Here is a 13,035-nt window from a genome sequence, read left to right as displayed (position 1 = left end):
GCTCGGTCAGATTCATTTTTCCCATGCACCTGATCTAACCATGAATGGGGTGCTTTTTCAATGACGCATTGGACTAGTACCGCTCTTCGACATACCGATAGGGATAGTCGGGCTCCCGGTATCCGCCCGCCTTCTGCCTGGCAGGCAGCTTGACCGGCTTGCGTTCGATCGCCTTGTACGGGATCTGTGCCAGCAGGTGCGTGATGATGTTCAGGCGCGCCCGGCGCTTGTCATTGGAATTGGCCACATGCCACGGGGCATAGTCCGTATCGGATGCGGCAAACATGGCGTCGCGCGCGCGTGAATAGTCGTGCCAGCGGCTGTATGAGCGCAAGTCCATGTCAGTGAGCTTCCAGAGCTTGCGGCCGTCGTTGATGCGCCCCTGCAGGCGGCGGGTCTGCTCCTCCGGGCTGACCTCGAGCCAGTACTTGATCAGGATGATGCCGGAATGCACGATGGCGCGTTCGACCAGTGGGACGGCGCGCAGAAACTCGTCGGCCTGCGCTTCGGTGCAGAACCCCATCACGCGTTCGACGCCGGCACGGTTGTACCAGCTCCGGTCGAAGATGACGATCTCTCCCGCGGCGGGCAGGTGCGGCAGATAGCGCTGCACGTACATCTGGCTTTTTTCGCGGTCGGTCGGCGCGGGCAGGGCGATCACGCGGAAAATGCGCGGGCTGACGCGTTCCGTGATGGCCTTGATGGTGCCGCCCTTGCCGGCTCCGTCGCGCCCTTCGAACACCACGCAGACCTTGCTGCCGCTGGCCTGCACCCATTGCTGCAGCTTGACCAGCTCGACATGAAGGGCGAAGAGCTCCTTCTGGTATGCCTTCTCCGACATGCGCTCGCGTGGCTGCTGGTCCGGCTTTTCGTCGAGGCTGTCGGCCGGGTCTGGTTTGCGCGGCGGCTCCGTCTGGCTCCCGTTGTCGTCGTGGCGCTTCCCTTTCCGCTTGGCCATGATCTTCCTCCAATGACGTACCGGTGCCTTGAGGGTCCGGTCATGCATTATTCAAACTTGGGGGATACCGCTTGCATGCGCACAGGCGGCTCGTTTCTACGATAGAAGCAAAATCGCGGGAAGTCCTCATGCCGATCCATTTTCCTGGCATAACCCTTGCCGGCTGGCCTGCCGGACGGCGACCGGAATTCGGTTGAATTTCAATGTCTTCCGTACTACGCTTCGTAGCGCGTATGGAGCAATATCCGCTCCGTATGTCGTCTGGCAATGGCACGCGGCAGGAGAACTTCCTCCGGCCCGGCGCGCTGCCCCAGTACGCCTCGGATGGCTCCGTCACCGGCTGCGAGGAGGGAACATGGCCTTTCTGGTCAGGCGGTTGCTTCAGTCCGGCTGCGCGTGGCTGTTTGTCGCGCTGGTGGCGGCAGCGGGCGGCGCCGCCGCCCAAGACGCACCGAAGCCGCCACCCACCTTCAAGCCCGAGGAGCTTGAGGCGCTGGTCGCGCCGATCGCGCTCTATCCCGATTCCGTGTTATCGCAGGTGCTGATGGCCTCCACCTATCCGCTGGAGATCGTGCACGCGGCGCGCTGGGTCAAGGCCAACCCCAAGGTCAAGGGCGACGCCGCGGTCAAGGCCGTAGCCGACCAGCCCTGGGATGTCAGCGTGAAGTCGCTGGTCGCCTTCCCGCAGGTGCTTGAGCCGATGAACGACAAGCTCGACTGGACCCAGAAGCTGGGCGATGCCTTCCTGGCCCAGGAGAAAGACGTGCTGGCCGCGGTCCAGCGGCTGCGCAACAAGGCCCAGCAATCCGGCAACCTCAAGAGCACCGAACAGCAGAACGTCATTGTCGAGCCCGCGACCACCGCGGCGCCAGGCGTGCAGACCGTGGTGCGCATCGAACCGGCCGACCCGCAGGTCATCTATGTCCCGGCCTACAACCCCACCGTGGTCTACGGTTCCTGGGGTTATCCGTCCTACCCGCCGTACTACTGGCCGCCTTATCCCGCCTACTACCCGGGCGCCGCGCTGGCCACGGGCTTTGCCTGGGGCGTCGGGCTGGCCGCCGCCGGGGCGATCTTCGGCAACTGCAACTGGGGCGGCGGCGACGTGAACGTCAACGTCAACCGTGCCACCAATATCGACCGCAACTTTGACCGCACCAAGGTGCAGAGCGGCGGGCGCTGGCAGCACGACGCCGGTCACCGGCAGGGCGTTGCCTACCGCGACAATGCCACCCGCGAGAAATTCTCCCGCGATGTGCCAGGCGGGGACCGGCGCAATGATTTCCGGGGTCGCGAGGGCGGTGCCGGCGTGTCCGACCGCGCGTCGCGCGACCGGGCCGGCGGGCAGGACCGGGCGGGTGCCGGAGACCGGGCCGGAGACCGGGCGGGTAATCGGGCGGGAGACCGCGCCGGAGACCGGGCCGGTGATCGCGCTGGTGAACGGGGCGGTGAACGGGGCGGTGATCGGGCCGGGGTCTCTGACCGGGCCGGTGTATCGGACCGCGCAGGGGCTGCCGATCGGTCACGGGGCGGCGGTGAACGGGCCACCACCGTAGCCGACCGCGGCGGCGGTGGCGGGCGGGACAACGCATTCCAGGGCGTGGGCGGCGGCGCGGCGTCGCAGCGCGACTTTGACCGCGGACGCTCCAGCATGCAGTCGGCCGGAGGCCGCGCAGGCGGCGGCTTCAGCGGCGGCGGTGGCGGGGGCCGTGGCGGCGGCGGCTTCAGCGGCGGTGGGGGCCGTGGTGGCGGCGGCGGACGCGGTGGCAGGCGCTAGCGGACCAGGGAGCCTCGATCATGACGTCACCACTAAGCCTTGCCCGATCCCTGCCTGGCCGCCTGGCCTGCGCGCTGGCGCTTGCGCTCGCGCTGACCGTTGCCGGCATGCACGCCGCGCACGCGCAGAAGTCCTTCAAAACCCCCGAGGCCGCCATGAACGCCTTTGGCGAGGCGGTCGCCACCAGCGACGACGATGCCATGAAGGTGCTGCTGGGCGCCAGGATCCACGACCTGATCCCGCCAGTCGGCGCCGACATCCGGTACCGCTTTCTCGAGGCCTGGCGGATCTCGCATGCGGTCCAGCCAGAGGGCGACAGCCATGCCCGCATCGCCGTAGGCAATGACGGCTGGACCCTGCCAGTGCCGCTGGTGAAGACATCGAAGGGCTGGCAGTTCGATACGCGTGCCGGGGTCGACGAGATACGCATACGCCGCATCGGCCGCAATGAACTCGCGGTGATCCAGGCCATGCTCGCGGTCTATGACGCCCAGCGCGAATATGCCCGGACCGATCATGACGGCGACGGCCTGCTGGCCTACGCAGGCAAGCTTGCGAGTACGCCGGGCAAGCAGGACGGGCTGTACTGGCCGACATCGGAGGGCCAGCCGCCCAGCCCGCTCGGGGTTGCGTTCCTCACGGCAGGCCGGCACAACCCGGGGCAGGGCGGCTACTACGGCTATCACTACAAGCTGCTGACCGCGCAGGGGCCCAACGCACCCGGCGGCGCTTACAACTATGTCGTCAATGGCAAGCTGTTCGGCGGCTTCGCCGTGCTGGCCTGGCCGGTGCGGTATGGCGATACCGGCGTGAAGAGCTTCATGGTCAGCCACGACGGCCAGGTCTATGAACGCGACCTGGGCACCGACAGCGCCGGCAAGGCCGCGGCGACCAAGACCTTCGATCCCGGCCCTGGCTGGACCAAGGTGACACCGTGAAGCATGGGCTCCGGATCCTGGCGGGCGTTGCCGTGTTCGCCGCAGTGCCGGTGCTGACGGCATGCTATCCCTACCCTTACCCTGCCGAGGTGGTCCCGACCACCTACCCGGGCCTGCAGCCCAGCCGCTACGACCGCGCCTTTGCCGCGGCCGCCGGCGCCATGCGCGACCAGGGCGTGGCGATCAGCACCGAGGATGCCGTGGCCGGCACGGTGGAAGGGACCCGCAACAACCTGCCGGTGAGGGCCAGCGTGCGCCGCCAGGCCGACGGCACGGTGCGGGTGCAGTTCGACGGCACCGACCCGTCGGATCCGCGTCTGCTGGAGCGCATCTCGCGCAGCTACGACGCGCGCATGGGCCGCTGAGGCGCGCTGCGCCGCCGTTGCCGCCAACCACTCCAGGCTGCGCGCGCGGAATGACCGGCGCCCCCGGCGCCGGACTGGCCGGGCGCTGCGGATACACCGACGTGCCGAAGGTGTTGCCCATGCGATGGCTGGTGGCCGCCTCGTTATAGAGGCCGACCTGGTTCGAGGGTCGCTGCGCGATCGCCTCGGCCGCCAGTCCGCTGTCAGGCCGTGCGGCCCGGCACGCGGCCAGCCGGCTTGCGTCACGCCACCCTCGCCGCGACCGCCTCCCCGTGGCCGTCCGCCGCTTCGCGCTGGAGCGCTGAAGCGCGCTGCACCAGCTTGCTCAGGCTGGGGTTCATCGGCTTGAGCTCCATGCGCTCGGCCGCCAGCGCGCAGGCCAGGTTGGCGCGTTGGCCTCGCAACGCCGCCTCGATCAGCGTCAGGTTGATGAGATCGCGCTGGGCGTGGCTGCCGCCAAAGCGATGCGCGATCTGGCGTACCGGCAGCAGCAACCCGATGGCGTGGTCGTAGTCTTGCCGTGCGAAGGAGAGCAGGGCTTCGGTCACCGGCAGGCCGACCTCGCGGGTCATCATCGCGTTGGAGCCGCTGCCACCTGCCGCCGCGCGCATGCCAGCAAGCAGGCCGGCCAGGGCGCTGTCGCGCCCGGCGCAGAGAAAGGCCATGGCGGCATGGGTGTCGTTGAAGGCGTAGTAGCCTTCCGCGCCGCGCGCCTGCCAGGTGTCGGCGACTTCGTTCCAGCGCGCGCCCACGTCGATGCCGCGCAGGTGCAGGCGCCACAGCATGGCACAGGCATCGATCAGCTCCAGCGCCACCGCGGAGTGGTGCTCGCGGATGTGCGCGTCGTAGATGTCCAGTACCTGCCTGGTATGGCCGAGTTCGAGATGGAACAGCGCCAGGTGCCACCAGTTGTGCACGGCCATCATATTGTCCTGCGACCAGTCGGCAGCACGCCCGCTCAGCCAGTCGATGCCTTCATCCTGGCGGCCCTGCATTTCCATCACGTGGGCGACCGCATGAATAGCCCAGGGATCGCGCGGATTCAGTTCCAGTGCGAAGCGGCCGCGTTCCTCGGCTTGCTCGTACAAGTTCGTTTCCTCAAGACCGAACGCATGCATGCCAAGGACATAGCCGAAGCCGGGTGCGCGCGTATTCCAGTGCGGCAGCACCTGGGCGATGCGGTCGCGCAGCAGGGTGGACTGCCCGAGCAGGAAGTCGCCGATATGGGCGATCTGCAGCGCCAGGCTGTCGCGCGGATAGTCGACCACGATGTCACCGTACAGCTGGATCGAGCGCGCGAAGTGGCCGTCCAGCCAGGCGCGTGCCGCCGCGATATGCCGGCGCTCGCGCTCGTTGGCGCTGGCGGACAGCGCTTCGCCTGCCTCAATGCTTTGCCTGAGCATCGGCTCCACGGCGCCGTCGGCAGCCGTGATCATCATCCCCGCGCGCAAGGCATGGCCCATCACGAAGCCCGGATCGTCGGCCAGGGCATGGTCGATCACCGTGAGCGGGTCGCCGTAGTAGCCATGCAGCAATTCCAGGGCGGCTTCGAAGCGCTCCAGCGAGTTGGTGTTGGTGCTCGAGACCGAAACACCGCGCGAGTCAGTTTGTGTCATGACGCAATCCTTCCAGTGTGACCGAGGCAGCCCTTGCCTCGATGGCAACCCCTGTTCGTCCGCTATGTCGGAGCCATGCGGCCCGGGGTTGTGGTCATACTAGGCAGCCGGCGTGAACGGGCCCGGCAATCCAGCGTGAAAGAAGCGTGAAAATTGCGGCAGGCCGGGAAGTACCGGCTTCATATCTTTGCGCCGGCGAGGCGCGCGTGATGCAGTGCCGTCGCCTATAAAGGATGGGCTTTCAGGATTCCAAATCATGGCCCGCGCCCGTCTTGACCTGTTCGGCGGCTTCCAGCTGAGTTCCGCAGACGGAACGCCGATTTCGCTGACTGCCCGCAAGGCGCGCGCAGTGCTGGCCTATCTCGCGCTGGCGCAAGGGCGCGCCCAGCCGCGCGACAAGCTGGCCGTTCTGTGCTGGGCCGAAAGCAATACCGAGCAGGCGCGCAGCAGCCTGCGCCAGGCGCTCAGCGCGGCGCGGCGCGCGCTGGAAGAGGCTGGCCAGCACGTGGTGCTGGCAGAAGGCGACAGCGTGACGCTCGGCGAAATCGAGGTCGACGTGTGCGCGTTCGAGCAGTGTGCCCGTGAAGCCACGCCCGCGTCGCTGGCGCGCGCCGCAGCGCTATACCGGGGTGACTTGCTGGAGGGCTTTCATGCCGCCTCGCCGGCGTTCGACCACTGGCTGGCGATCGAACGCGAACGTCTGCGCGGCGTGGCGTTGGCGGTCATGGCCAGGTTGCTGGCGCACCACGAACAGGCCGGCGAGACGGAGCAGGCCATCGCCAGTGCCACCCGCCTGCTCGCGCTCGATCCGCTGCAGGAAAGCGTGCACCGGGCGCTGATCCGGCTGTATGAACGCCAGGGCAGGCAGGCGCTGGCGCTCAAGCAATACCGCTTGTGCCGGGCGGCACTGCAACGCGAACTCGGGGTATCGCCCGAGCCCGAGACCGAGGCGCTGTACCAGGCAATGCTGCGGGCCCGCCGCGAGCCGGTGGCTGGCATGCCGGCTGGTGACGACGGTGCAGCGGTGCCACCTGCGTCCGACGTAATCGCTGCCGAGCCGCAGCTGCGCCACGCAGTGATCCTGGTAGCCAGCCTGGACGATAGCAGCGCTGGCCTGGAACCCGAGCCATTGCACGATGCCCTTGCGCGTTGGCGCCAGCATGCCAGGGCATTGGCCAGCGCCTGCGGCGGCCATATCACCGATGAAATCGGCACCCGGCTGACCATCGTGTTTGGCGTTCCGGTGGCGTATGGGAACGACGCCGAGCGCGCGGTGCATACCGCCGGGGCGCTGCATGCCGGCCTGGCGCGGCTGGCGGAATCCGCCAACGCCAGGCTGCTGGCGCGCGTAGGCCTGGCCAGCGGCCAGGTGCTGGCCGCCTGCGGCGAAAGCGGCATGACGCTGACCGGCGGGCCGGTTGGGGTGGCCTTGCAAGCGATGGAGCGCGCCGAGCCTGGCGCAACCCTGGTGTCGAATCGGGTCTACCAGGCGCTGCCCGGACGCCTGGAAGCGGACTGCGTGGCGCACGCCGTGCTCCCCGGCGTGGCCGAACCGATTCCGCTCTGGCGCGTGCGGCGCTTTCTCGGGGTGGAACAGGTGCCGCCGCAGCACGCCTTCGTCGGGCGGCAAGCGGAACTGGCCCAGCTCGCCGGCGTTGCCGACAGCTGCCTGCGTTCCGGCCATGGCCGGGTCGTGCTGATCCGCGGCGAGGCCGGCATCGGCAAGAGCCGGCTCGCCGACCGCTTCGTCGCGCTGGCGCGCGAGCATGGCCTGGAGGCACACCGGGCGCTGGTGCTCGACTTCGGCGCCGGCAGCGGCGGCGATCCCTTGCGCATGCTCGCGCGCAGCCTGCTGGGTGTCGCGCCTCGCACGGGCGCACATGGCGCCGCCGCCGAAGAAGCGACAGGCGCGGCCATCGGGCAAGCGCTCGCGGCCTGGCAACTCGGCGAGGATGAGCTTGTGTTCGCCCGCGACATGTTCGAGCAGCCCCAGTCCCGGGAGCAGGCCGCTGCACTGGCCGCGATGGACGCCGCCAGCCGGCAACGCGGCGCACAGCGAATGATGGTGACGCTGGCCACCCGCCGCAGTGCGGTGCGCGCGCAGTTGATCGTGGTCGAAGACGTCCACTGGGCCGAGCGCACGGTGCTCGATTGCCTGGCGCAGCTGGCCGCGGCAACCCGCAGCCATGCGCTGATCCTGGCGCTGACCGTACGTCCCGAGCATGACCCGCTCGATGCGGCCTGGCGGGCGACCAGCCAGGGCGCGTCGCTGACCACCATCGACCTCGGGCCGCTCGACGATGCCGAGGCGCACGAACTGGCAGCCTGCCATCGGCAGGTCGATCCTGCCGTGGCCGCTACCTGCATTCGCCGGGCCGAGGGCAATCCGTTGTTTCTCGACCAGTTGCTGCGCGGCGCGGAGGCGGGCGCGGACGAGTTGCCCGGCACGCTGCAGAGCATCGTACTGGCGCGGATGGACCGGTTCTCTACCGCCGACCGCCAGGCGCTGCAGGCCGCTGCCGTACTGGGCCAGCGCTTTGGCCCGGCCGCGCTGCGGCACTTGATCGAAGATCCCGCGTACGCTTGCGAGCGCCTGGTGCAGGAGGCCATGGCCCGGCCGGAAGGCGAAGACTTCTTGTTCATGCACGCGCTGATCCATGAGGCGGTATACGCCTCGCTGCTCAAGTCGCGGCGACAGAATCTGCACCGGCGCGCGGCCGCCTGGTACGAAGGGCGGGACCCGGCGCTGACGGCCGAGCACCTGGATGCCGCAGGCGATCCCGGCGCGCCCGAGGCCTATGCCGCCGCGGCGCGCCATGAGGCGGCGCATTTCCGCGGCGAGCGCGCGCTGCGCCTGGTCGAGCGTGCGCAGCGCCTGGATAGCGGCAACGCCTGCAGGCACACGCTTGCCTGCCTGCACGGCGAGCTGGCACTTGACCTTGGCCTGCCGACGCAATCGCTGCAGGCGTTCCGGCAAGCGCAATTGCTGGCGCGCGATGCGGCACAGCGGGCCCGGGTGTGGCTTGGCACGGCGGCCGCCTTGCGCCTGCTCGACCGCTATGACGAAGCCCTGGCGGCGCTGCGCGAGGCGGAGCAGGCCGCCGCTGCGCCGGGCCAGCCCGAGCGCCTGACCGAGATCGAATCGCTGCGCGGCAATCTCTATTTCCCGAAGGGCGACATGGACGAGTGCCTCGCCGCCCACCAGCGCGCCCTCGGCCATGCGAGGGCGGGGGGATCGGTGCTGGGCGAGGCGCGTGCGCTGGGCGGCCTCGGTGATGCGTACTACCAGCAGGGCCGCATGCTGACCGCGCATGCGCATTTTGTCCGCTGCGTCGAGCTGGCGCGGGCACACGGCTTCATCCGCATCGAATGTGCCAACCTGCCGATGGTGGGCGCGGTGGAACTGTTCCGCAACGAACTTGCCGCCGCGCAGGCCAGTTGCGAGGAAGGGCTGCGCCTGGCGCGGCGCATCAGCGATGCGCGCAGCGAGATGCTGGCCTACGACGTGATGACATCGACCGCGCAGCTCGCCGGCGACTGGCCGCGTGCCGAAGCGCACGCGCGGCTGGCACTGGCGCTGACGCGCCGGCTGGAGGCCCGGCGCTTCGAGGCGGAAGTGCTGGCCCGGCTTGGCCTGGCCATCGGCGCGCTCGGCCAGGTGCAGGAGGCGGAGTCCCTGCTCGACGAGGCGCTGCAGCTGAGCCACGCCAGCGGCGTGCGGTATTCAGGGCCAACCGTGCTCGCGTTCCTGGCGCGCACCACGCGCGATCCGGACAAGCAGCTCGACGCCCTGCGCCAGGGCGAGGCCATGCTGGCCCAGGGCTGCGTGAGCCATTGCCACGTCGATCTGCTCGAAGCTGCGATCGACGTTTCGCTGGCGGCGCGCCGGTGGCAGGAAGCCGAACGCTACCTGGCAGCGCTGCAGGATTACATGCAGCATGAGCCGTTTCCGTGGGGAGACTTCCTGATCCGCAGGGGCCGCGCGTTGATCTGCGCCGGACGGGAAGAGGGCGGCGCGAGCACGCCGCCGCTTTGCGCCCGCTTACGGCTGCTCAGGGACGAGGCACACGCGGCCGGTCTGAATGAATCCCTGGGTGCCATCGATGCGGCACTGGAGCGGCTGACAGCGACGTCGCGTATCGGGCAGGACGCATCTGGCCTGTCCTGATCGAAAGGGCTCACCGTCACCCCACGCAGCGTTCAAGGAGCGCCTGGCCGCTGGTCACGGGCGCGGTACAGGTGCGATGTCGGCACACGTAGGCTGCCGGCTGGCCGTCGACCGGGAGCCGCCCCTGGCCAACGGGAACATCTTCGGCGAATGCCAGCACGCGTGCCGGAAGATAGGTGCGGTGAACGCTTTCCACTAGGGCGGCGGCCGCCGCCTTGTCGCCGGCAAGAATGATCCCGAACGCGCCGCGCTGCGCGAAGTCCGCGGCGGCCAGGAGGTGCACGAAGCCGGCCGGGGCCGCGGTGGCGGCAGCCCGGTAGCGCTGGAATTCGTGCTCGGCGAGGTCACGATAGCGATCCTCGCCGGTGAGCTCATGCAAGCGCAGGAAGGCGAACACGCTGGCTGAAATGCCAGACGGCCAGGCGCCGTCGTACGGCGCGCGAGGCCTGTGTATCAATGGCTCGCCATCATTGGGCGTGAAATACAGCCCGTCGTCCCAGAAGTTATCGATGATGAGCGCCACGAGTCCGGCTGCGCGATCGAGGTATCGCCTGTCAAAGCAGGATTCGTAGAGGTCGATCAGCGCGTTGGCCAGGAAGGCATAGTCTTCCAGGAACCCTGGCACCTTGACTGTGCCGTTCTTCCAGTACCGATACACACCGCCGTCCGGCATGGTGAGCTTGTCCTGGATAAAGCTGGCGGCACGCCTCGCGGCGGCGAGCTGTGCGGGGTTGCCCGTTGCCTGGTAAGCCGCACAGAGTCCCTGGATCATGAGACCGTTCCACCCGGCGAGAATGTTGTCGTCGCGGCCGGGGCGCACGCGCCGGGCGCGTGCTGCCAACAGCCGCTCGCGCCAGCCTTCCAGCCGTGCCTCCTCCAGGGGAGTCAGCGTGACGGCACGGTGGAGCACCGATCTGCCGGGTTCAAAGTTCCCGCCTTCGGTCACGCCGTAGGCGCGACACGCCAGGGCTCCCTCGGATTCGCCCAGGACTGCCTTCACCTCGGCCGCTGTCCAGACATAAAAACGGCCTTCCTCGCCTTCGCTGTCGGCATCTTCGCCGGCATGGAAGCCGCCGTCGGGGTGCGTCATGTCTCGCAGGATGTACGCGATCGTTCCCTCGAATACGCGGCGCCAGGCTTGCTTTCCGGTCAGGCGATAGGCGTTGGCGTAGAGCGTGACGAGCTGGCCGTTGTCGTAAAGCATCTTTTCGAAGTGGGGCACGGCCCAGCGTTCGTCGACACTGTAGCGGGAAAACCCACCGCCGAGCTGGTCATGGATGCCGCCGGCCGCCATGCCGTCGAGCGTGCGCTCCAGTGCTTCAAGCAGCGCGGGTTCATGCGTTCGCTGACAGATGCGCAGCACGAGGTCGTACGCGCTTGCGTTGGGAAACTTGGGCGCTCCGCCCAGGCCGCCATGGGTCGGGTCCGTATTGCGCGCGAGGGCGAGGGCGGTCTGCGCGGGCAGGTCCTGGACTTCCGCGGCTTGTTCCGCGTCTTCACGGCTCAGGACCCCTTCGTCCAGGTTCCGGAACCCCTGCTGAAACTGCTCGATGGTGCCGCGCAGTTCCTCGCGGCGATGCCTCCAGGCTTCGCTCAGGCTCAGCAGCACGCGCGGGAGCCCAGGGCGGCCGTAGCGGTCATCCGGCGGAAAGTAGGTGCCACCGTAGAAAGGCTCTCCCTGCGGCGTCAGGAATACCGTCAGCGGCCAGCCGCCGTCCTGTCCCATCATTTGAGGGACTTTCTGGTAAATGTCGTCGAGGTCGGGACGCTCCTGCCGGTCGACCTTGATGCTGATGAACCGTTCGTTCATCAGGCCGGCGATCCGGGGATTCTCGAACGATTCGTGCGCCATCACGTGGCACCAATGGCAGGTGGCGTAGCCGATGGAAAGCAGGACCGGCTTGTCGTCGTCGCGCGCACGGCGAAACGCCTCTTCGCACCAGGGATACCAGTCGACCGGATTCTCCGCGTGTTGCCGGAGGTAAGGCGAGGTTTCTGTGGCGAGCCGGTTTGTCATCATGGTCTCCAGCCTGGGCCGGTGGGACAACTGTGGCGCAGAACAGGGCGCCCGGCAAGCGCGTGGCGGGTTTCCGGCATCAGGCCACTCCAACCCCTTGTGACCAGTACTGGTATCGCCAGGTAAAGCCATCGCGCGGTGGCATGGTGCCGGGGGGTGCCCCACCGCCACGATAGGCGAAGGTGTACAGCACCAGCGCCGTGCGCCGCGAAGAATACCGGTCCCGCACGGGCATGGCTTCCCTTGCGGGCCACCAGCGCGGTGCAAGCAGCGCGCCGCTGACATAGGCCAGGCCGCAGTGCCCCCAGCCGGCTGCAGACAGCTGCCACAGCCAGCGGTAGCCGGCGTTCGGAGGGCGTGAGCGAGCGCGCATGCGACTCCTTGTTTCAGTTCGGAGCCGGTACGGCTCTGATCCGATCCGTCCACTTTTGCATTGCCGGACGGTTTGCCGACCAGGGACTGCGATCGGTTAAGGCGACTGTGGCAAAAAAAGCTGCCCGGGGCAATGCAAGTTACAGTGCCAGCTGCATGTCACCAGCGGCGCCCGCGAGGCGAGTGGTCAACGTCGCCCTGTGCGCCGCAAATAAAAAGAGCACCTTCTACAGGTGCTCAGCGCTTCCAACGATCGGGGTGCGTCCGAACCGGGTCAGCAACTTATGATCCGGTCCGGACCTGCAGGCATATGTGGCCTGCACGATCACGCTTCATCTGGCAGATCATCCAGGAAACATGATCGTTTCGCTGACCTACCTTCGCTTTACTCAAGCGTGTCTCAGTCAGCACTTCGAGTATAGGGCAGCCGACGCTCAGGTCAACCTGAATCTGGCTGTGCCGCCGCGCGAGCAGCCTGATCCATCGGTCTGCGCTACAGGGCCGCGATGAACTTGTCCCACGGCGTCGCTTGCAGCGTCTCGGTCGCGGCGTGTCCATAGCCCCGGATGATCAACGCCGCCCGCTCGAGTTGCTTCAGGTCGTCCGTCTCGACAATGTCCACGACGTCAAAGCGCCCGAGTGTCAGATAACTGTCCTTCCAGGTGACGGCAGGGCATTCGGCCTTGATTTTCTCGGCCACCGTGGCGGCGAGTTTCTTCATGTCCCTGGGGTCCGTGAACGCGTCAGGAGCGAGACGGCTGAGGATGACGTATGTAGTCATGGCATACCTCCGTGCAAGAAATTGCTCCGCAAAACGGCACGGC

At 67.9% G+C, this 13,035-nt stretch carries 9 protein-coding genes; 4 read left to right on the top strand and 5 right to left on the bottom strand.

What is annotated here, in order from left to right; genetic code table 11:
* Window positions 1-73 precede the first annotated feature (73 nt).
* A complete protein-coding gene (ppk2, locus tag AC07UK_RS37425; RefSeq protein WP_436221269.1) occupies window positions 74-958 on the bottom strand; it encodes a polyphosphate kinase 2 in 885 nt (294 codons plus the stop codon).
* Window positions 959-1,313: 355 nt separating this feature from the next.
* On the opposite strand from ppk2, the gene AC07UK_RS37420 reads away from it, so the two are divergent.
* From AC07UK_RS37420 to AC07UK_RS37410, 3 genes are read left to right on the top strand one after another with little or no spacing between them, the layout of a single operon-like run.
* Window positions 1,314-2,735, top strand: a complete 1,422-nt coding sequence (locus AC07UK_RS37420; protein ID WP_436221270.1) for a DUF3300 domain-containing protein — start codon at window positions 1,314-1,316, stop codon at window positions 2,733-2,735.
* 20 nt (window positions 2,736-2,755) lie between these two features.
* Window positions 2,756-3,673: a DUF2950 domain-containing protein gene (locus AC07UK_RS37415; RefSeq protein WP_436221271.1), complete on the top strand. Its 918-nt coding sequence runs from the start codon at window positions 2,756-2,758 to the stop codon at window positions 3,671-3,673.
* On the top strand, window positions 3,670-4,038 hold the full coding sequence (locus tag AC07UK_RS37410; RefSeq protein ID WP_436221272.1) for a hypothetical protein: 369 nt from the start codon (window positions 3,670-3,672) through the stop codon (window positions 4,036-4,038). Before AC07UK_RS37415 ends, AC07UK_RS37410 begins: the two co-directional genes overlap by 4 nt.
* 242 nt (window positions 4,039-4,280) lie before the next feature.
* On the opposite strand, the gene AC07UK_RS37405 is transcribed toward AC07UK_RS37410, so the two are convergent.
* A complete protein-coding gene (locus AC07UK_RS37405; protein ID WP_436221273.1) occupies window positions 4,281-5,654 on the bottom strand; it encodes a tetratricopeptide repeat protein in 1,374 nt (457 codons plus the stop codon).
* A 256-nt stretch (window positions 5,655-5,910) separates the two neighbouring features.
* Here AC07UK_RS37405 and AC07UK_RS37400 point away from each other — a divergent pair, with 256 nt between their 5' ends.
* Entirely contained in the window at window positions 5,911-9,822 is a 3,912-nt protein-coding gene (locus AC07UK_RS37400; RefSeq protein ID WP_494688119.1) for an ATP-binding protein, read from the top strand.
* 16 nt (window positions 9,823-9,838) lie between these two features.
* Here the strand turns inward: AC07UK_RS37400 and AC07UK_RS37395 are convergent, their stop codons facing one another.
* From AC07UK_RS37395 to AC07UK_RS37385, 3 genes are all read right to left on the bottom strand, one after another.
* Window positions 9,839-11,842, bottom strand: coding sequence for a thioredoxin domain-containing protein (locus AC07UK_RS37395; protein ID WP_436221275.1), 2,004 nt, complete (start codon window positions 11,840-11,842; stop codon window positions 9,839-9,841).
* Window positions 11,843-11,918: 76 nt separating this feature from the next.
* Complete coding sequence (locus AC07UK_RS37390) at window positions 11,919-12,212, bottom strand: hypothetical protein (RefSeq protein WP_436221276.1); 294 nt, start codon at window positions 12,210-12,212, stop codon at window positions 11,919-11,921.
* A gap of 492 nt (window positions 12,213-12,704) precedes the next feature.
* Window positions 12,705-12,992 (bottom strand): GYD domain-containing protein, encoded by a 288-nt coding sequence (locus AC07UK_RS37385; RefSeq protein WP_013956269.1) that lies wholly within the window; start codon window positions 12,990-12,992, stop codon window positions 12,705-12,707.
* Between the last annotated feature and the right edge of the window lie 43 nt (window positions 12,993-13,035).

The organism is Cupriavidus sp. GW821-FHT07C08 (assembly GCF_059419025.1).
The sequence above is the reverse complement of the archived record's forward strand: the minus strand, read 5'-3'. Positions and strand labels throughout refer to the sequence as shown.